Source organism: Microbacterium luticocti DSM 19459 (assembly GCF_000422405.1).
Classification (GTDB): Bacteria; Actinomycetota; Actinomycetes; order Actinomycetales; family Microbacteriaceae; genus Microbacterium; species Microbacterium luticocti.
Genome location: NZ_AULS01000001.1, coordinates 443,803 through 463,680 on the forward strand (window position 1 = coordinate 443,803; position 19,878 = coordinate 463,680).

Here is a 19,878-nt window from a genome sequence, read left to right on the forward strand (position 1 = left end):
CCCGACACGCGGACGCGAGGTTAACGTCCGGTGACGACTGTGCTCACCAGGTGCGGGATGCCGCGAACTCGGCCAGCGCGTCACCCACGAGCCGCATGGTGTCCTCGCCGGTGGCCGCATGCGGGGCGAGACGGATCTGGCCGCCCCGCGCGGTGAAGGCCACGCCGTGGTTGACCAGCGTGGCCGCCAGGGCCGCGGCATCCTGCCGCCGTGGGGCGAGCGTGACGATGCCGGCGCGGTGCTCACGTTCGGACGGGGTGGCCAGCGGCACGTCGTACCGCGTCGCGTAGTGGACGATCTCGTCGGCACGCTCGGCCACCGCCGCGGCGATCGAGCGCACCCCGGCCGCGCGCACCTCCTCGAGGGCGGTCGCGAGCCGGCCGGCGGCGAGGAAGTCCGAGCCGGTGACGGTGAAGGCCCTCGCGGTGGATGCCGCAGCCGGCACCACGTCCATCGGCAGCTGATCGCCCTCGGCGCCGGCGAAGCCCGACAGCACCGGCTCCAGCCGCTCCAAGGCACGCGGCCCGAACCGGGCCCAGCCGGTGCCGCGCCCGGCGCGCAGCCACTTGTAGCCGTTCCCGCACACCACGTCGGCGGCGGCCCAGTCCGCGTCCACGACTCCGAACCCCTGCACCGCGTCGACGATGAGCAGCCGATCGCCGATGACCTCGCGCAGTGCGGTGAGGTCGGCGGCGTACCCGGTGCGGAAATCGACCAGGCTCACCGCCACCGCGGTGGTCTGATCGGTGAGCGCCTCACGCACCGCGCCGGGGGTGACGAACCCGTCGGCCGGGTCGATCCACTGCAGCGTCAACCCGTCGCGCAGACCGGCGGCGCGGGTGGCGGCGATCGTCAGCGACGGGAACTCCGCGCGCGAGAGCAGCAGGGCACCGTCCAGCCCGTACAGCGCCTGCATCAGCCCGTACGTGGTCGACGGCTGCAGCACCACCTCGTCGACGGGCGCGCCCAGCAGCTCGGCGAGCAGTTCACAGGCGCGGTCGCTGCGGCCGGCGACCAGGTCGATGCTGGAGCGGCGGCCGTTGCCCAGCGATTCCGCGTCGGCGTGCGCCTCGGCGCGCACCCCCGACGAGAGCGGACCGAACGCCGCCCAGTCCAGGTATCCGGGTTCGACGTCGAAGGTCGAAAGATAGTGTTCCAGATCGCTCACCGTGACATTGTGGCACGGGCCGCCCCGCCGGTCGGGGCCGGTTCAGCCACCGAACCGGCGGTCGCGTTCGGCGTAGTCGCGGATCGCGCGCAGGAAGTCCACCTCGCGCAGGTCGGGCCCGAGCGCCTCGACGAAGTAGAACTCGCTGTGCGCGGACTGCCACAGCAGGAAGTCGCTGAGCCGCTGTTCGCCCGAGGTGCGGATCACCAGGTCGGGGTCGGGCTGTCCCCCGGTGTACAGGTGTTCGCCGATCTGCTCGGGGGTCAGGCTCGCGGCCAGCTCTTCGAGGGTCCCGCCGCGCTCGTCGTGCTGCTGGATGATGCTGCGCACCGCGTCGACGATCTCGCCGCGCCCGCCGTAGCCGACCGCGAGGTTCACATGAAGACCGCGGTTGTGCGCGGTGCGTTCCTGGGCGTCGGCGAGCACACGCGACAGTTCGGGCGGCAGCCCGTCGAGCCGGCCCACGTGCTGCACCCGCCAGTCGCGCACGTGCGAGAGGCTCTCGGCGAGCTCGGCGATGATCTCGATGAGGTCCGAGAGCTCCTGCGGGGCGCGCTTGCGCAGGTTGTCCAGCGACAGCAGGTACAGCGACACCACCTGCACCCCGACGCTGTCGCACCATTCCAGGAACTCGCGCATCTTCGCCGCCCCGGCCCGGTGACCGTCCGCAGCGGTGGCGTACCCCAGCTGGCGGGCCCAGCGCCGGTTGCCGTCGATCATCATCGCGACGTGGCGGGGCACCTGCTCGGGGGCGATCCGGCGGCGGAGCCTGCCGATGTAGAGCCGGTAGAGGGGTCCCTGCCCCTGGTTCGACCGCGCGGACGTCACCGTCCCACGCTACCGTCACACCCTGGGCACGTGCGGTGCATGCGTGCAGGATCCGCCCATGTACGGCATGCGGCATCCATCGCGCAATAGGCTCAGAGGGTGAGCCGCCGCGAGCCCGAACCCGTTCCCGCCGACACGCACGCGCCCGAGGGCGCGGACATGCCGGAACTGCCGCTCATGGCGTCGGCCGCCGCCGACGCGGCCATCGACGTCAAGCCGACCTGGCGCGGCTGGATCCATGCCGCCACCTTCCCGATCGCGATCGTCGGCGGCATCGTCCTGATCAGCGTCGCGCACGGGTCTTCCGCCAAGTGGGCGGCCGCGGTGTTCATGGTCACCTCGATGCTGCTGTTCGGCAACTCGGCGCTGTACCACCGGTTCAACTGGAAGCCCCGCACCAAGGCGGTGCTCAAGCGCATCGACCACGCGAACATCCTGCTGCTGATCGCCGGCACCTACACGCCGCTGGCGGTGCTGGCCCTGCCCACCGACGAGACGGTCATCCTGCTGTCGATCGTGTGGAGCGGGGCGGTGCTGGGCATCCTGTTCCGGGTGTTCTGGATCACCGCGCCCCGCTGGATGTATGTCGCGCTGTACCTGGTGCTGGGGTGGGCGGCCGTGATGTACATCGTGCCGCTGTTCCACGCCAACGCCACGATGATGGTGCTCGTGATCATCGGTGGTGTCCTCTACACCGTGGGCGCCGTCGTGTACGCGACCAAGAAGCCCGACCCGTGGCCGCGCCGGTTCGGCTTCCACGAGATCTTCCACGTGTGCACGGTGCTCGCGTTCATCTGCCACTGGACGGCGTCGCTGCTGATCTCGCTGGCACCGGCCTACCACGCCGGCTGAACGGCGTCAGCGATCGTCGTCGCCGGAGGCATCCACGTCTTGCGCGTCGGTGCCGGTCGCGTCGGCGGCCGCCTCGACCTCGGCCTGCTCGGCGTCCAGCTCCTCACGCACCTGGGCGCGGTACCGGGCACGCCGGATGCGGCGCATCATGTCCCACAGCAGCACGACCACGGCCAGGGCGATGAGGGCGATCGCGACGAAGCCCCACGGCCCGGGGGTGACCATCGCGGCGGGAGGGCCGCTCGGGCTCGGGCTCGGTGTCGGGCCGGCGGCGAGGATCGCGAGGGAGGCGATCGCAGCGTGCATTTTTCCTCATTCCGCGCAGAGCGCATAGCCTGGAATCACCAGCCTATTCCCCCCACGGAGTCACCATGACGACGCAGCAGATGCTCGACGAGCGGTACGGGCGCACGAGTTCGCCCCGGCGCCGGCGCACGCTGCTGGTCGTTGCGATCGTGGCGATCGGCGCCGCGCTCGCCGTCATGGTGTGGGCGGCGTTCGGCGGCGGGCGCAACACGGTGGATGCCACCGCCACCGGTTTCACCGTGGTCGACGCGCACCGGGTGGATCTGGCCTTCCAGATCACCGCACCGGCCGGCACGGCCGTGACCTGTGTGCTCGAAGCCGACGACACCGAGCACGGCGTGGTCGGCTGGAAGATCGTGCGGCTGCCCGCATCGAGCGGTCACACCCACGCCTACAGCGAGTCCATCCCCACCGTCGGCGAGGCCACGACCGGTTTGGTGAACACCTGCTGGGTGCCCTAGGCTGATCCGCACGAAGACGCCCTGGCCGGTTGCCGGGGCGTCTTGGCTTATCCCATCGATCGAAGGAGTAGACGTGTCCGAAGACGCTGCGGTGACCTTTCTCACCCAGGAGGCATACGACCGTCTCGCTGCCGAGCTCGAGCACCTGACCACCGTCGGTCGGGAGGAGATCGCCAAGCGCATCGAGGCGGCCCGCGAAGAGGGCGACCTGAAGGAGAACGGCGGTTACCACGCCGCCAAAGACGAGCAGGGCAAGCAGGAGGCGCGCATCCGCACACTGCAGGCACTGCTGAAGAATGCGGTCGTCGGCGAGGCGCCCGCCAGCGACGGCACGGTGCAGCCGGGCACGGTCGTGACGGCGCTGGTCGCCGGCGACGAAGAGGTGTTCCTGCTGGGCAGCCGCGAGATCGCCGCCGGCGGCGATCTGGACGTGTACAGCGAGGCGTCCCCGCTGGGCAGCGCGATCATCGGCCTGAAAGAGGGCGAGAAGACCTCGTACACCGCCCCGAACGGTCGCGAGATCGCCGTGCAGGTCGTGAAGGTCGACACCTACACCGGCGCGTAGGCCCGACCGCCGCGGCCGGGCCCGACCTGTCAGTCCTCGACGATCGTCGGCTCGAAGCCGGCCTCGCGCAGCGTCTGCATCACCAGCGCACGGTGCTCGGCGCCGCGGGTCTCGACGCTCAACTGCAGGACCACCTCGCTGATCTGCATCCCCTGGCCGTGCCGGGTGTGCAGCACCTCGATCACGTTGGCGCCGGCCTGGGCGAGCAGTTCCGACACCTGGGCGAGCTGGCCGGGACGGTCCGGCAGCGGGATGCGCATGGTCATGTAGCGATCGGATGCCGCCAGCCCGTGTGCGACCACACGTTGCAGCAGCAGCGGGTCGATGTTGCCGCCCGACAGCACCAGTGCGGTCGCCCCGCTCGGGTGGATCTTGCCGGCGAGGATCGCCGCCACGCCCACCGCGCCGGCGGGTTCGACGACCTGCTTGGCGCGCTCGAGCAGCACCAGCAGGGCACGGGCGATGTCGTCCTCGGTGACGGTGACGACCTCGTCGACCAGATCGCGGACGATCTGGAAGGGGATCTCGCCGGGCCGGGCGACCGCGATGCCGTCGGCGATGGTCGGTGTGGTGGCCACATCGATCGGGTGCCCGGCGGTCAGCGACGGCGGGTAGGCGGCCGAGTTGGCCGCCTGCACCCCGATCACCCGCACCGTGCGTCCTTCGGCGGCGGCACGGGCCTTCACCGCAGCGGCGACGCCGGCGATGAGCCCTCCCCCGCCGATGCCGACGACGACCGTGTCGAGGTCGTCGATCGCGTCCCACAGCTCCAGCCCCAGAGTGCCCTGCCCGACGATGATGTCGCGGTGGTCGAACGGATGGATGAGCACCGCGCCGGTGCGCTCGGCGAACTCGGCCGCCAGCCGCAGCGGCGTCTCGACGGTGGCGCCTTCCAGCACGACCTCGGCCCCGTAGCCACGGGTGGCCAGGAGTTTGGGCACCGGCACACCCAGCGGCATGAAGATGGTCGCCGCGATGCCCAGCTGCTGGGCGGCCAGCGCGACCCCCTGCGCATGGTTGCCGGCCGAGGCGGCCACGACGCCGCGCGCGCGCTCTTCGGCCGACAGCCGCGAGAGCCGGTAGCTTGCCCCGCGGATCTTGAACGAGCCGGTGCGCTGCAGGTTCTCGAGTTTCAGGTGCACGGGCACACCGAGCAGCTCGGACAGGTACAGCGACTGGTCGATGGGGGTGCGGGTGATGACCGGCTCGAGCGTGGCGGCGGCGTCGGCGAAGTCGTCGAGGGTGGGAGTGCTCATGCACCGCTCTTCCTGGTGCGGGGCACCGTGTTCCAGATGAGGTCGTCGGCGGCGAACTGCTCACCGCGTTCCCAGCCGCGGCGGCTGAGGTACACCCCGACGACGTTGACGAAGGCGGCAAGCGGCACCGCGAACAGGGCGCCCGGGATGCCGGCGATCATGGCGCCGCCGGCGACCACCAGCACCACGCCCAACGGGTGCACCTTGACCGCGGAGCCCATCAGCAGCGGCTGCAGCACGTGGCCCTCCAGCTGCTGCACACCCAGCACGACCACGAGCATCCACAACGCGATCCACCAGCCGTTGTAGACCAGCGCGAGGAACACCGCGACCGCGCCGGTGACCACCGCGCCCACGATCGGCACGAACGAGCCGAGGAACACCAGCACCGCGACCGGAACCGCCAGCGGCACGCCGAGCAGGAACGCACCCAGGCCGATGCCCACCGCGTCGATGGTGGCCACCAGCAGCTGGGTGCGCGCATAGTCGACGACGGTGGTCCATCCGGCGCGGCCGGCCCCGTCCACGGCGGGACGGGCGGCTTTCGGGAACAGCCGCGTCGCCCACCGCCAGATGCCGGCGCCGTCGGCGAGCAGGGTGAGCAGGATGAACAGGGTCAGCAGCAGCCCGGCCCCGATGTGACCGACGGTGCTGCCGATCGCCAGCGCACCCGACCACAGCAGTTCGGCCTGCTGCTGCAGCAGATGCCAGAGCTGGCCGAGCCAGGTGTCGATCTGGTGCTCGGTCAGATGCAGCGGGCCGTGCACGAGCGAGTCGCGCAGCCCGTCGACGGCGGCGACGGTGCGGTCGCGCACCGACGCCCACTGCTCGGTGATCTGCCACACCACCAGCGACATCAGCCCGCCGATCACCGCGACGGTGCCGAGCACGGCGATCACGATGGCCAGCCACCGGGGCACCCGGTGCCGCAGCAGGAACGAGAACGCCGGCCACAGCAGCGCCGTTATCAGGATCGCCACCAGCAGCGGGATCACCAGGAGCTTGAGCTGGATGACCAGCCAGATGCCCACGGCGATGGCCCCGGCCACGACCAGCAGGCGCCACGAGTAGGCGGTGGCCACCCGCAGTCCGCGAGGGATGGTGGCACCGATCTCGGTGTCCACGGTGCGGTTTCTCAGCACATCGCGCAGCGACGTGCGGGGGTTTCCGTCGGTTGCTGACACCCGGCCAGTCTACGGCCGCACCGGAGCGCGGCCCGGTTCGGTTAACGTGGAGCCGTGAGGGCACGCACCGCGATCGTGGTCGCCGCCGCGGCGGTCGCCGCGCTCGGTGTGGGCGTGGCGGTGTTCTGGCTGCTGCGTCCGCCGCAGATCCAGGATGCCGCGCACGACTGGCTGGACGCGCTGGCCTCCGGCGACGTGCACACGCTGACGGCCATGACGAACGACTCCCGTGTGCCGCCCGACACGCGCCGCCTGGCGCTGGACGCGTTCGCCGGTGCCTCCGACCGCATCGCCGACCCTGTGGTGCAGCGGATCTCCGACGACGGCTCGGTGCACGCCACCGCACGCCTGGGTACGGCGAGCGTGGACGTGCACTTCACCCTCACCCGTGCCGGGCACGGGTACCAGGTCGGCGACTTCCTCGGCACGCTCACCGTCGACCCCACCCTGGGTGCGGCGGTGCGGGTCGGGGATGCCACCGTCCCCGCGCATACGGCGGTCGCGGTGCTTCCCGCGCAATACCCGGTGCGGGCGCTGCCGGACGCGGTGCTCGACGGCGCGCAGACGGTCGCCGTCACCGACGCGCAGCCGGTGACGGTCACACTGCCGGTGACGCTGGGCACGCGCGGGCAGGCCGTGCTGCAGACGCAGCTGGAGACGTACGAGGACCGGTGCGCGGCATCCACCGACCACGTGCCCGCCGCCTGCGGTCTGCGGGTGCCCTGGGCCGCCGACCTGCGCACGCTCGATGCCCTCGCGTTCCGCATCGACACACGGCCGACGCTGCACCTGGACCCCGAGCACGGCAGGTTCGCCGCGACCGGAGGCGTGATCACCGCGACCGCGCGCGGCACCGGCTTCGACGGGCGGGCGGCGAGCCACACCTACCGCACCGAGGACTGGGCATTGCGCGGTGAGATCGTGTTCTCGGGCGCGACCGTGCAGCTGGCGGTGCGTTAGAACGACCCGCCCATCGTGCGCAGCCGCTCGATCCGGTCGGGGATGGGCGGGTGCGTGGAGAACATGCGGGCCAGCGCGTTCGGGCGCAGCGGATCGGCGATCCACAGGTGCGCCATCGACGTGTTCGCCTTCTGCAGCGGACGCCCGTACTCGCCCAGTTTCGCCAGCGCCGAGGCCAGCCCCTCCGGGTCCCGCGTGGTCAGGGCGCTGGTCGCATCGGCCAAGTACTCGCGCTGCCGTGAGATCGCGGCCTGCACCAGCCCGGCCAACAGCGGCGCGACGATCGCGGCGACGATCCCGAAGATCAGAAAGACCAGCTGGGCCTGGTTGTTGCCGTTGTTCTGCCGCCGCGCGCCCGAGAAGAACGAGATCCGCAGCATCACGTCGGCGACCAGGCCGACCGCCACCACCAGGCCGAACACCAGCATCGAGACCCGGATGTCGTAGTTGCGGATGTGCCCCAGTTCGTGACCGAGCACGCCTTCCAGCTCGCGGTCGGTCATGAGCTCGAACAGGCCGGTGGTCACCGTGATCGCGGCATGCTCGGGGTCGCGGCCGGTGGCGAACGCGTTCGGCGCCGGGTCTTCGACCACGTACAGCTTCGGCATCGGCGCACCGGTCGTGATGCACAGGTTCTCGACGAGGCGGTAGTAACGCGGTGCGGACTGCTTGTCGACCTCGAACGCCCCCGACAGCGCGATCGCCTCACGGTCGGCGCAGAAGTACTGCACGGCCGCGTAGCCGCCGGCGAAGACCAGCACCAGCGCCGTGATCCACCAGTTGTTGCTGGCCAGCCAGCCGGCGAGCAGCCCCAACGCCCCCAACAGCAGCACGAACCCGATGAGGATGAACCAGGTGTTGCGCTTGTTGCGCGCGATCGCGGAGTACACCGAACCGGCCCTTCAGATCGACCACGGGGGTTTCGACTCGGGCCTTCGGCCCTCGCTCAGCCGTGACACGGTGCGGGTCGATGCGCCCGGCGCAGTGACCCGCCTCGTGTCAGAACTGCACGCGCGGCGGCTCGGCGATGGCCGCGCCGTCGACGACCTCGAAGAACTCGCGCTCGTGGAAGCCGAGGTTGCGCGCGAACAGGTTGTTGGGGAACACCTTGATCTTGGTGTTCAGCTCGCGCACGCCGCCGTTGTAGAAGCGGCGGGATGCCTGGATCTTGTCTTCGGTGTCGACGATGTTCTGCTGCAGCTGCAGGAAGTTCTGGCTGGCCTGCAGCTGCGGGTAGGCCTCGGCGACCGCGAACAGCGACTTCAGCGCCTGTTGCATGTGTCCTTCGGCCACGCCCGCCTCGGCCGGTCCCCCGGCGTTGAGCGTCTCGGCGCGCGCCTGGGTGACGTTCTCGAACACCGCCTTCTCGTGCGCGGCGTAGCCTTTCACCGCCTCGATGAGGTTCGGCAGCAGGTCGGCGCGACGTTTGAGCTGCACCGTGATGTCGCTCCACGCCTCGTCCACGCGGACGTTCAACTGCACCAGCGAGTTGTACGTCGCCCACAGGTAGATCCCCACGATGAGGACGAGCGCGACCACGATCAGTACCGGGATCAACCATTCCATTGCACGCGACTCCGTTCGATCGTCCCCATCCTAACCGCGGCGCCGACACCGGCCGTTGGCACGGCGGGGACTCTCAGCCGTTACCCACCGAGCGAGCCGGCCTCATTCGCCGAGCACCCGGCGCAGGTACGCGTTCTGGAACATCCGGTTCTCATCGAGCCGATCGCGCAGCGCGATGAAGTCGTCGAACCGTGGATACCGTTCGCGCAGGGCCGTGGCATCCAGGGTGTGCATCTTGCCCCAGTGCGGGCGCCCACCGTGCGCGAGCATGATCTGTTCGACGGCCTCGAAGTACTCGGTGGGGTTCTCGCGCCAGTACCGGTGCACGGCGATGTAGCCGCTGGCCCGGCCGTACGCGGTCGACAGCCACAGGTCGTCGGCTGCCGCCACGCGCACTTCGACGGGGAACGAGATGCGCCACCGGTTCTCGTCGATCAGCGCACGCAGCGCGTCGAACGCCGGCCGCAGGTTCTCGACCGGCAGCGCGTACTCCATCTCGCGGAAGCGCACCCCCCGATGCTGGGTGTAGACCCGGTCGGACCAGTCGGTGTACTCGCGGTCGCCGGTGAGCTTCACCGCCAGGCGTGAGAACGGCGGGACGAGCGCCGGCACCACGGTGCCGGCGGCGCACACCGCGCCGTACAGTCCGTTCGACAGCAGCTCTTCGTCGATCCAGCGTCCCACCGCCGGCAGCGGGTGGCGCCCGGCGGTGGCCGGCAGTCGCGTGTTCGTCTTGGTCAGCCCGACGTCGGTGTGCGGAAACCAATAGAACTCGAAGTGGTCGGCATCCTCGGCCCGCTGTCCCAGCGCGTCGAGGGTCTGCTCGAGCGGTCCGGGTTCGTCGACCGCGTGCAGCACGAAGGCGGGAACGCACTGCAAGGTGACCTCGACGAGGACGCCCAGGGCACCCAGCCCCAGCGCGACGGCGGGCAGCAGTTCCCGGTTGTGCTCGTCGTCGACGGTGAGCAGTTCGCCGTCCGCGGTGACCATCACCGCCCCCACCACCTGGGTGGAGATGCCACCGAACCGTGAGCCCGTGCCGTGCGTGCCGGTCGAGATCGCGCCGGCGATGGTCTGCCGGTCGATGTCGCCGAGGTTCTGCATGGCCAGGTTGTACGGCCGCAGCAGCCGCGGGATGTCGTACAGGTGGGTGCCGGCACGCAGGGTGACCCGCTCCCGTTCACGGTCGACGCGGACCACACCGGTCAGCTCGCGCAGGTCGAGCAGCACCCCGGGCGCGACCGCGATCCCGGTGAAACTGTGGCCGGCGCCCACCGCCTTGACCGCCAGCCCCCGCCGCGCCGCGGCCTGCACCGCGCGGCGCACCGCGTCGGTGCTGTTCGGGAACTCGACCCGCTGTGGCCGGACCCTGGCCGATCGTCCCCAGTTGCGCCATTCGCCGCCCGGTCGTGTCACAGGAACGCCTTTCCCTCCCCGCGATACGTCGGCAGCTCGCCGACGACGCGATCCGATTCGATGAGCCGATATGCGTCGATGCGCTCCGCGAGCTCCCCGCTCTTGGCGTGCCGGAACCAGACCCGGTCGCCCACCCGCAGGCCGCGCGCCGCCTCGCCCTGCAGCGGCGTCTGCACCTCACCGGCCCCCTCCCGGCCGAGGGTGTGCAGGCCCTGCGGCCAGACCGGCAGCGGCTGGCGCGATGCCAGCGGCGGGCCAGAGGCGATCCAGCCGCCACCGAGCACGGTGACGATGTCGTCGGCGGGCTTGCGCACCACCTCGAGTGCGAATGCGGCCGCCGGGGCCGGGTCGAAGACGCGGTAGCGGTCGAACAGATGCCCGGCCAGCAGCCCGCTGCCGGCGGTGAGCTCGGTGACGGCCTGGTCGGATGCCGTCAGCTCGAGCGACCCGGTCCCGCCGCCGTTGACGAACTCGAGGGGGGCGATCTCACGCAGCGCGTCGACGATCGCACCGCGCCGGGCGATCAGCTCCTCGGCCGAGCGGCGCTGCATCCACCGGATCACCGGGTCGGAAAGGCCCTCACTGTCGGGCTGCCCGGCGATCTGCGCCTCGTACATCATCAGGCCCACGATCCGAAAGCCCGGCCGGGCGGCGATGCGGCGGGCGACGTCGACGACTTCGCCCGCGGTGTGCACGGGCGAGCGGCGCACACCGATGTGACCGAGCCCAGGCGCGCGCCACGAGGCGTCGGCCTCCAGACACAGGCGCAACGTCGGCCGCGCCGCGGGCGACGCGACCGCGTCGATCAGGTCGAGCTGGTCGATGCTGTCGACCATGAGCGTGATGCGGTCGGCCGCCTCGGGCTCGGCGCACAGTGCGGCGATCGCCGCGCGGTCGGCGGTCGGGTAGCCGACGACGACGTCATCGTGGCCGTGTGCGGCCAACCACAGCGCTTCGAGCAGCGTGAAGGCGAGGATGCCGCGGTACCCGGGCAGAGCGAGGGTGGCGTCAATGATCTGCCTCACGCGCACCGACTTGCTGGCCACCCGGATGGGCACCCCACCGGCGCGCACGAGCATGTCGAGGGCGTTGTAGCGCAGGGCGTCGACGTTCACGACGCCGACCGGGCCAGACAACTCGGCGATCGCATCGGTCATCGCCGACCAGTACGCCCACGGCCGCTCCCACGCGCGATCGCCGTCGGTGCCGGACGCGGCGAGCAGGTCGAGGCTCATCGGTTCGCAGGCTCCTTCGCACATCGATTCCCCCCAGCTTAGGCCGCTCGCACTCGGGCGTAGACCCGTTCGGCCCGGGAACCCTCGCGGGTCCCCGGGCCGAACGGGTGCCGGTGATACCGCCGGTCAGGCCCCTGGCACGCTGACGCCGCCGGGCCGATCGGCGCTGCCGGTCACTTCGCGCACTCGTACATCGCCGCGTTGTCGAGGTACCAGGTCCCCGGCAGCAGCCACGAGGCGTACGAGCCCAGCGGCACCCAGCGGAAGGAGACGGTCTTGCCGCGCAGCGAGGTCAGGTCGACCCGGCTGGTCGCCCAGCCGAACGACGAGCCCTTGAACACGGGACCGATCACATCGGGGTCGTCGGCCGCGCTGGCCGGCCCGTTCGGGCCGTTCACCCACGGCAGTTCGGCGGCGTTGGTCCAGGTCTTGCCGCCGTCGACGGTGTACTCGACCTTGCCGTAGCCGTTGTCCAGACCGAAGAAGGCCGAGATGAACCCGTCGGCGTGCTCGAAGCGCAGGAACGTGTTGGCCTTCTTGACCTTCACACCCTTGGCCATGGTGAGCGCCCCCTCGGCGACCCCGGCATCCTTGGTGATCATCGCGACCGCGGAGTCGTCGCCGTCGTTCGAGAACGTGCCGCCGAGCGTGTCGAGGGTGTCGGAGCTGTACGCCCACGACCAGGCGTCGGGGTTCGTGCTGTTCGGCTTGGCGCCGAAGACGACCTTGTTCGACTCGCCCTTGGTGAAGCTGGTCTTCCAGACCGGCTTCTTGGCCGTGCTGAACTGCGGGTCGCACAGCGGGGCGCGCTTGGCCGCGGCCGCTGCCGGCACCCGGTCCATGGCGGTGGCGGTGATGACCTTGTCGACCTGGCCGCAGTCGGCCTTGGTGAACCCGGTCTTCTTGGCGTGCTTGGCCAGGCCATCGCACGAGGCGCGCAGCGCCTCAGCCAGGTCGGTGTAGGCCGAGCCGGTGGTCAGCCGCTGGGCGGCGCCCCACCACAGTCGCTCGCTGCGGTCGATGCCCAGGCCCTTGACCTTCTGCCCGTTGAACGTGCCGCCGTCGGTGGTCAGGTAGGCGGCCTTGTTGGCCACACCGCTGTTGGTGTGCACACCGCCGTTGTCGCTCCAGCTCGCATCGAGCGCCCACAGCGACGACTGGGTGCTGTCGGGGTCCTTGAAGGCGGTCGGGTCGGACATCGACCGGATCGCTCCGAGCGAGGAGCCCTCGCCGATCAGCCAGCGGTTGGCCGCGGTGTCGTCTGCCGACCCGTTGGTCAAATCGACGAACTCGCCGAAGATGTCCGAGAGCGCCTCGTTGATCGCACCGGACTCCCACATGTAGGCCAGCCCGCTGATCCGCTCGGTGACACCGTGGCTGAGCTCGTGACCGGTGACGTCGTCGGTGCTGACGCCTTCGCCGAAGGCCATCTGCTCGCCGTTCCAGAACGCGTTCGCGTACGGGCAGTCGCCGTTGCAGATGCGCACGGTGCCGCGGATCGCCTTGCCGATGTCGTCACCGTAGTCCGAGCCGATCAGGTCGGTGAGGTTCACCCCCAGCTCCTTGTACAGTTCGGCGGTGTCGCCGAAGAAGTCGTACACCGAGTCGACGTCGACCTCGCCGGTCGCCTTCTGACCCTCGGTGCGGGCAGGTGCGAAGGGCTGGTCGCCCGAGCCGCAGCGCACGCTCGGCCCGGTGTCGGCCACCTGGGTGCGGTTCGCGTCGCAGACGACCCGGTTCTGGTCGGATGCCTCGTTGATCTCATCCCACGCCAGCAACGGCATCTCACCGGAGGCATGCACGAACGCCGTGTAGCGCACGTCGGGACCGTCGGTCACCTCGAACCGGTACGCCGGCACCGCGTATGAGCCGATGCCGTGGTCGAGCAGCTTGACGTCGAACCAGTTCTTCACCGGGGCGGACGCGTGCAGGTCGGCCGCGGTCACCTTCAGCTCGGGGTGCTTGCTTTCCACCATGTCGGCGACCACCTTGACCGCCTGGGAGCTGGCCTTCTTCTGCGCGGCGGCCTGATCGGCCGCGGTCGGGAACGTGCCGTAGGTGGCGAGCGTGACCTGACCGGACGCCGACAGAAGCGCGCCGCTGTCGTCGAGTGCGGTCACGATCTGTCCGCCGAACACGGGTACTCCGTCGACCACCTGGTCAGCGCGCACGATCGTGCCCGAGGCATCCTCGGCCACCGTTGTGGCCTTCAGATCCTTGTCGCGGGCGCCGAAGTACTTGGCGACCTCTTTCAGGTGCGCCTTGGCGACCGCCTTGGCGGCGGTCTTGTCGGTGCGCACCTTGCCGGCCTGTGCCCGCACCGACGCGGGCGCCTTGCGGACGGTGTCGGGGCGCACCGAGGTGGCCCGGTCGTTCACGTCGGTGCTCTTGACCAGGGACTTGGGGCCGGCCACGGGGGTGGCCAGTTGTCGTTCCTGTGTGTTGCCGTGCGGATCCGGCGACGGCTCGTCCGCGGCGGCCGCGCCGGCCGTGGTCAGCAGACCTCCGGCCAGGCAGGCGACCACGGCGGCCGTCAGCAATGGGGTGCGCTTCATTGATTTCCTCCTTGAAGTCGTCGATAACGCGACGACGCAGCTGTCACTGCGAGTGATGCGAGTCAAGCGAGCGCAGGCGTCCGGGGACAGTGCAATGACTGCACAAAATCGTGATGACCCCGACCCGGCGGCATGTCACGGAACCGTGCGTGCATGACGCGCCTGTACACACAGGGTGCACATAAACTTGGGCGGTGACCGATTCCGCTGAGGACGTGTGCCGCGAGGCACTGCTGCTCGGTCTGCGCGGCGCGGGCGATCTCGCACTTCAGGCGCTGGAGGAGTACTGCTCGCGCCTGGACGCCGACGACGACCGCCTGGTGCGGGTGGCCAGGATCGCCCGGCTCGTGGGGGCCTGGACCGGGCGGGCGCCACGGGCGATCGCCCTGGTGACGCAGTGCGTGAACGAGGCGACGACGTCGGCGGTGCGCGCCCCGCTGCAGGCGATCCTCATCGACTCCGACCCGGGCGACGACAACGACCGGGTGTGGTCGGTGCTGCACGAGCTGACCCTGTCCGGCGACGAGTCCGCACGGGCCTGGGCGCTGCTGTCCGTCGCGTTCCCCGACGACTCGCTGACCCCCTCGCTGGACTATCGCCACCGCCTTGCCGAAGAGGCCCGCCGCATCGGGGAACGCTTGGGCGAGCGACGCCTGGTCAACCAGGCGGCCAACACCCTGGCCGCGCTGGACTGCTACGCCGGCGACGGCGAGAGTGCGATGGCCGAGCTCGAGCAGCTGTGGAGCCGGGTGGATGCGACCGACCCACTCGAGACCGACCTGCTGGTGACCGCGGCGGGCAACCACGCGCTGATCGCCCTGGCGTGGGACGGCCCGGCGGCCGTCGCCACGATCCTCGACCAGTCCGCACACCATGCGGTGGGTCCGGCCAAGGCCGGGCTGGTGCACGCGCTGCGCGCGTTGGCGCTGGCACGGCAGGGATGGAACGACAAGGCGCTGCGCGCACTGGGTACCCCCGCCTCCTACCCCGACGCGTATTCGGCGTTCTCGCGCCTGGTGCGAAACATCGCCGCTTCTGAAGCGCAGCGGACCGCTGAGGTGTTCCCCGAGGAGGACGTCGCGCTGCTGGAATCGAAGAGCCTGCAGCTGGGTGTACTCGCCCGTGCACATCAGGCCCGGGTCCGCGGCATCCGTTCCGAACCGCTCCCCCACCGCGACCTCGTGCCGGCGCTGGAACGGCTCACCGACTCACGCCCGCGGTTCGGCTGGGACGACGCGGCGGTCGCGCTCGCCGAGCTCGACGCCGACGCCGCTGCTGCGGTCCTGGATGCCGGCGGCATGTGGGAGTTCTGGCCGACCGGACCGCGCGCGGCCCGGAACGCCGCGTACCTGCGCGTGCTGCTCGGCCGCGAGGACCCGTTTCCCGCGCTCGAGCAGGCTGCGGACGGCTTCGTGGAAGCCGGCGAGCATGCGACGGCGGCGCGGGTGCTGGCCGCCGCCGTGCGCGTCGCCGCAGGTGACCGGCGGGCACGGGTGCTGCACCGACGGGCGATCGAGTTGATCGAGGATCGGGAGTGCGACCGTACGCTCGCCGGCCTGGTGCGCCAGCGGCGGCAGTGGGGCGGATCGGCCCCGGCCGCGATCCCTGCATCGCAGCGTCACGCGGTGCACACCGGCCTCACCGATCGTGAGCACGAGATCGCCGTGCTGGCAGCGCAGGGGTTGACCGGACCCGAGATCGCGAACCGCCTGGGCATCGCGCTCGGCACCGTCCGCAACCACATCCAACACGTGCGGGACAAGCTCGGCGGCGTCTCGAAGGGCGAGTTGCGCGAGCTGTTCGCCGGCGGCGGCGCACGCTGAACCCCGCACCGCCCTCGCGCCCTCAGGCGCGCGGCCCGGTCAGGCGCACGCTGAGGCCGCACCGCCATCACACTCGGTCGGGCCCGCATCCGGGATCCGGACTGCGCGCTCACGCGCGGGTAGCAACGCACACGGAGCCCCGCACCGCCTTCACTCCCGGACAGGCGCATACCCGGTCGCACGCGCGGCGACGGCCGCAGGTGCGACGCGGCCCGGTCAGGCGCGCGCGGCGACGGCCGCGGCATCCACCCCCGGCGGCAGTGCGCCGTACAGGTGACCGGTCGCGCCGTCGGTCAGGCGCGACGCGGTGAAGGCGTCGGCCACCGCGGCCGGAGCGGTGCGCACCAGCAGCGACCCCTGCAGCGCGAGGGCGAGGGCGGCGACCAGCTCGCGGGCGCGGGTGGCCGGCTGCGGGTCGGCGGCGACCTCGCGCGCCAGGCGCCGGGTGCGGTCGAGGTGGGCATCCAGGCGCGGATCTGTGCCACGTGCGGTCTCGAGTTCGGCGTCGAACGCCTCGACGCACTGCGGCTCGCGGGCCATCGCGCGCAGCACGTCGAGCGCGATGACGTTGCCCGATCCCTCCCAGATCGCCATCACCGGCTGCTCGCGGTAACGCATCGCGAGCGGAAAGTCCTCGGTGTAGCCGTTGCCGCCCAGGCACTCCAGCGCCTCGTAGGCGTGGCCGGGTCCGCGCTTGCAGACCCAGTACTTCATCACCGGTGTCGCCAGGCGTCGGAACGCGCGTTCGGCGTCGTCGGCGTCGTCGTCGTGGGCGCGGGCCAGCCGCAGCGCGGCGGCGGTGGCCGCCTCGGTCTCGAGCTGCAGGTCGGCGATCACCGCGGTCATGGCCGGCTGGTCGATGAGCGTGGCGCCGAACGCGCGCCGGTGTCGCACGTGCCAGGCGGCCTCGGCGGTGGCCTGACGCATGCCCGCGGTGGCGCCGAAGACGTTGTCGAGCCGGGTCTGGTCGACCATGTCGATGATGGTGCGCACGCCGCGGCCCTCCTCGCCGATGAGCAGGCCGACGGCATCCTCGTACTCGACCTCGCTGGACGCGTTGGCACGGTTGCCGAGCTTGTCTTTCAGCCGCATCAGACGGATGCCGTTGCGTGTGCCGTCGGCGAGCAGTCGCGGCACGAGAAAGCAGCTGAGGCCGCCGGGCGCCTGCGCCAGCACGAGGAACGCGTCGGACATGGGGGCGCTGCAGAACCACTTGTGGCCGCGCAGCAGGTACCGGCCGTCGCCGGTGGGGGTGGCGGTGGTGGTGTTCGCGCGCACGTCCGAGCCGCCCTGCTTCTCGGTCATCGCCATGCCGAAGATCGCGCTCGTCTTGCCGGGCACCAGCCGTCCGTCGTACCGGGTGGAGTACAGCCGCGGCAGCCAGTGGTCGGCCAGGTCGGGCGCCTGGCGCAGCACCGGGACGGCCGCGTGCGACATCGAGACGGGACAGGCGTGCCCGGGCTCGACCTGGGCGTACAGCATGAACACGGCGGCGCGCTCGACGTTCGCCCCGGGGCCGGGATGCGCCCAGGCCGAGGTGTGCGCGCCGTCGCCGATCGCGGCGGCGATGATGCGGTGGTAGCTCTCGTCGTAGTCGACCTCGTCGATGCGGTTGCCGTACCGGTCGTGCGTGTGCAGCACCGGTTCGCGCCGGTTGGCGCGGGCAGCGTCGGCCTGGAACGCGGCCGAACCGACCCGCCGGCCGACCTCGTGCAGCCGGGCCTGGGCCGCGTCGGGCAGGTAGCGGCCGACTCCCTCGACGAGCGCGGTGTTGGCGGCGTACTCGTCGAGGTCGCTGCGCGGCCGCGTCTGGTTGGTCACCTTGTGCGTGCTCATCGGGTCTGCTCTCTGTCGGACTCTCTGTCGGATGCCACGGTCGGATGCTGCGGTCAGGGTCCGTGGTCGGGCCCGCGCCACCAGTGAATCACGTGGGGACGCAGCGCGGGCCGCTAGGCTGACGGGCGCGCCCCCATAGCCCAACGGCAGAGGCAGGCGACTTAAAATCGCTTCAGTCTGGGTTCGAATCCCAGTGGGGGCACCCCGACACCACCGCCGCACCTCGGCGCCACACCGCCGAACAAGCGCCACACCGTCGGACACCGCCGCACAGACACCACGCCGGGGCCACGCCCCGGGCAGCACGACGCCCGCGTCCCGAGGGGCAGGGCGCGGGCGTCGTGTGTCGCGTTTTCGACAGCGGCGTCAGGCCGACGCGGACGCCTTCTTCGCAGCCTTCGCGGCGGGCTTGGCGGCGGCACTGGCCTTCGCGGCGGGCTTGGCCGCATCCGCCTTGACGGCAGGCTCGGCCGCCTTCTTGCCGTCGGCGGAGGGCGCGGCATCCTTCGCCGGAGCGGCCTCGGCCGGCTGCGGCGGGCGCGGACGCGCGGCGAACTGCTCGAACACCGCCCTCGGGGTCTGCACGGCCTCGAGGCTCACGATGTCACGGCCGAGCCAGAAGTTGTTCCACCAGCCCCACAGCACACGCCACTTGCGCTCCCACGACGGCATCGCCAGACCGTGGTAACCGCGGTGCGCGAGCCAGGCGATGAAGCCCTTCAGCGCGAGGTTGCCGGACTGGAACACGCCGTTGTACAGGCCCAGGCCCGCCACGGCGCCCAGGTTCTTGTGCACGTACTGCTTGGGCAGTTCACCGCGCAGCACCGCGACGAGGTTCTTCGCCAGCAGCTTCGCCTGACGCACCGCGTGCTGCGCGTTGGGCACGCAGTACCCGCCCACGCCGCCGCCGGTCAGGTCGGGCACCGCCGACACGTCACCGGCCGCCCAGGCGCCCTCGACCGCCTCGTCCTCGGTGCCGACCCGCAGGTCGGCACGGGTACGGATGCGGCCGCGCTCTTCGACGGGCAGGTCGCCACCGCGCACCACCGTCGGGTTCGCCATGACGCCCGCGGTCCACACGATCAGGTCGCTGGGGATCGTCTCGCCGGTCGACAGCTCGACGTTGCCGCCCACCGCGCTGGTGACCTGCGTGTCGAGGTGCACGTACGCGCCGCGCTGGGCGAGGTTCTTCAGCACCCACTCACTGGTCTTCAGCGACACCTCCGGCATGATCCGGCCCATCGCCTCGATCAGGTGGAAGTGCGTGTCGTCGAAACTCAGCTGCGGGTAGTCCTTCAGAAGCGCGGATGCCAGTGACCGCAGCTCGGCGAACGCCTCGATGCCCGCGAAACCGCCGCCGACGACGACCACGGTGAGCAGCCGGTCACGCTCGGGCCCGGCCGGCATGGCGGCGGCCCGGTCGAAGTTGCTCATCAGCCGGTCGCGCACCGCGACGGCCTCTTCGATGGTCTTCAGTCCGATCGCGTTGTCGGCGATGCCCGGAATCGGGAACGTGCGCGAGACCGCGCCGGCGGTCACCACGATCTGGTCGTACTCCTGCTGCCAGCTCTGCCCGTCGGGACCGGTGATGGTCGCGGTCTTGTGCGCGTGGTCAATGCCGGTGACCTTCGCGGTGATCACCGTGGTGCGCTTCAGGTGCCGGCGGTGCGCCACCACCGCGTGACGCGGCTCGATCGAGCCGGCGGCCACCTCGGGCAGGAACGGCTGGTAGGTCATGTACGGCAGCGGGTCGACCATGGTGACCTCTGCCTCGCCCTTGCGCAGTCGCTTCTCGAGCTTCCAGGCGGTGTAGAAGCCGGCGTACCCACCGCCGACGATGAGGATCTTGGGCGCAGTGGTCACGGCG

General features: G+C 71.0%; 17 protein-coding genes and 1 tRNA gene. 6 read left to right on the forward strand and 12 right to left on the reverse strand.

Features of this window, described 5'->3' with window-relative positions; translation table 11 throughout:
- Positions 1-43: 43 nt before the first annotated feature.
- Both H577_RS0102240 and H577_RS0102245 read right to left on the reverse strand, forming a co-directional pair.
- Entirely contained in the window at positions 44-1,168 is a 1,125-nt protein-coding gene (locus H577_RS0102240) for an aminotransferase class V-fold PLP-dependent enzyme (protein ID WP_029144571.1), read from the reverse strand.
- Between the two features lie 42 nt (positions 1,169-1,210).
- On the reverse strand, positions 1,211-1,996 hold the full coding sequence (locus H577_RS0102245) for an isoprenyl transferase (RefSeq protein WP_029144572.1): 786 nt from the start codon (positions 1,994-1,996) through the stop codon (positions 1,211-1,213).
- A gap of 159 nt (positions 1,997-2,155) precedes the next feature.
- On the opposite strand from H577_RS0102245, the gene trhA reads away from it, so the two are divergent.
- On the forward strand, positions 2,156-2,848 hold the full coding sequence (gene trhA, locus H577_RS0102250; RefSeq protein ID WP_029144573.1) for a PAQR family membrane homeostasis protein TrhA: 693 nt from the start codon (positions 2,156-2,158) through the stop codon (positions 2,846-2,848).
- A gap of 6 nt (positions 2,849-2,854) precedes the next feature.
- Here trhA and H577_RS14785 read toward each other — a convergent pair whose 3' ends face one another.
- Positions 2,855-3,154 carry a hypothetical protein gene (locus H577_RS14785; RefSeq protein ID WP_036283294.1) on the reverse strand — a complete coding sequence of 100 codons (300 nt, stop codon included), beginning with the start codon at positions 3,152-3,154 and terminating at the stop codon, positions 2,855-2,857.
- 65 nt (positions 3,155-3,219) lie between these two features.
- Here H577_RS14785 and H577_RS0102260 point away from each other — a divergent pair, with 65 nt between their 5' ends.
- Both H577_RS0102260 and greA read left to right on the forward strand, forming a co-directional pair.
- Positions 3,220-3,615 (forward strand): DUF4307 domain-containing protein, encoded by a 396-nt coding sequence (locus H577_RS0102260; protein ID WP_029144574.1) that lies wholly within the window; start codon positions 3,220-3,222, stop codon positions 3,613-3,615.
- A 73-nt stretch (positions 3,616-3,688) separates the two neighbouring features.
- On the forward strand, positions 3,689-4,180 hold the full coding sequence (greA, locus tag H577_RS0102265; RefSeq protein WP_029144575.1) for a transcription elongation factor GreA: 492 nt from the start codon (positions 3,689-3,691) through the stop codon (positions 4,178-4,180).
- Between the two features lie 29 nt (positions 4,181-4,209).
- Here the strand turns inward: greA and ilvA are convergent, their stop codons facing one another.
- Together ilvA and H577_RS0102275 are read right to left on the reverse strand one after the other, a co-directional pair.
- The gene (gene ilvA, locus H577_RS0102270; protein WP_029144576.1) at positions 4,210-5,436 is read right to left on the reverse strand and encodes a threonine ammonia-lyase; all 1,227 of its coding nucleotides are present in this window, start codon (positions 5,434-5,436) and stop codon (positions 4,210-4,212) included.
- A complete protein-coding gene (locus tag H577_RS0102275; RefSeq protein ID WP_029144577.1) occupies positions 5,433-6,620 on the reverse strand; it encodes an AI-2E family transporter in 1,188 nt (395 codons plus the stop codon). The genes ilvA and H577_RS0102275 overlap by 4 nt, the downstream gene beginning before the upstream one ends.
- 54 nt (positions 6,621-6,674) lie before the next feature.
- Here H577_RS0102275 and H577_RS0102280 point away from each other — a divergent pair, with 54 nt between their 5' ends.
- Positions 6,675-7,580 carry a hypothetical protein gene (locus H577_RS0102280; protein WP_029144578.1) on the forward strand — a complete coding sequence of 302 codons (906 nt, stop codon included), beginning with the start codon at positions 6,675-6,677 and terminating at the stop codon, positions 7,578-7,580.
- On the opposite strand, the gene H577_RS0102285 is transcribed toward H577_RS0102280, so the two are convergent.
- From H577_RS0102285 to H577_RS14790, 5 genes are all read right to left on the reverse strand, one after another.
- The gene (locus tag H577_RS0102285; RefSeq protein ID WP_029144579.1) at positions 7,577-8,470 is read right to left on the reverse strand and encodes a M48 family metalloprotease; all 894 of its coding nucleotides are present in this window, start codon (positions 8,468-8,470) and stop codon (positions 7,577-7,579) included. The two genes, H577_RS0102280 and H577_RS0102285, sit on opposite strands and share 4 nt — an antisense overlap.
- Before the next feature lie 109 nt (positions 8,471-8,579).
- Positions 8,580-9,146 (reverse strand): LemA family protein, encoded by a 567-nt coding sequence (locus H577_RS0102290; protein ID WP_029144580.1) that lies wholly within the window; start codon positions 9,144-9,146, stop codon positions 8,580-8,582.
- A 102-nt stretch (positions 9,147-9,248) separates the two neighbouring features.
- Positions 9,249-10,562: a D-arabinono-1,4-lactone oxidase gene (locus H577_RS0102295; RefSeq protein ID WP_029144581.1), complete on the reverse strand. Its 1,314-nt coding sequence runs from the start codon at positions 10,560-10,562 to the stop codon at positions 9,249-9,251.
- Positions 10,559-11,797 carry an alanine racemase gene (locus H577_RS0102300; protein WP_029144582.1) on the reverse strand — a complete coding sequence of 413 codons (1,239 nt, stop codon included), beginning with the start codon at positions 11,795-11,797 and terminating at the stop codon, positions 10,559-10,561. Before H577_RS0102300 ends, H577_RS0102295 begins: the two co-directional genes overlap by 4 nt.
- A gap of 173 nt (positions 11,798-11,970) precedes the next feature.
- The gene (locus H577_RS14790; RefSeq protein ID WP_051191617.1) at positions 11,971-14,352 is read right to left on the reverse strand and encodes a M4 family metallopeptidase; all 2,382 of its coding nucleotides are present in this window, start codon (positions 14,350-14,352) and stop codon (positions 11,971-11,973) included.
- Positions 14,353-14,546: 194 nt separating this feature from the next.
- Between H577_RS14790 and H577_RS16850 the strand changes: the two genes are divergently transcribed.
- Positions 14,547-16,175, forward strand: a complete 1,629-nt coding sequence (locus H577_RS16850; protein WP_051191619.1) for a helix-turn-helix transcriptional regulator — start codon at positions 14,547-14,549, stop codon at positions 16,173-16,175.
- A gap of 216 nt (positions 16,176-16,391) precedes the next feature.
- On the opposite strand, the gene H577_RS0102315 is transcribed toward H577_RS16850, so the two are convergent.
- Complete coding sequence (locus H577_RS0102315) at positions 16,392-18,011, reverse strand: acyl-CoA dehydrogenase family protein (protein WP_029144583.1); 1,620 nt, start codon at positions 18,009-18,011, stop codon at positions 16,392-16,394.
- A gap of 129 nt (positions 18,012-18,140) precedes the next feature.
- Between H577_RS0102315 and H577_RS0102320 the strand changes: the two genes are divergently transcribed.
- A tRNA-Leu gene (locus H577_RS0102320) sits at positions 18,141-18,213 on the forward strand.
- A gap of 164 nt (positions 18,214-18,377) precedes the next feature.
- Here the strand turns inward: H577_RS0102320 and H577_RS0102325 are convergent.
- Complete coding sequence (locus H577_RS0102325) at positions 18,378-19,874, reverse strand: NAD(P)/FAD-dependent oxidoreductase (protein ID WP_156876525.1); 1,497 nt, start codon at positions 19,872-19,874, stop codon at positions 18,378-18,380.
- Positions 19,875-19,878: the final 4 nt, after the last annotated feature.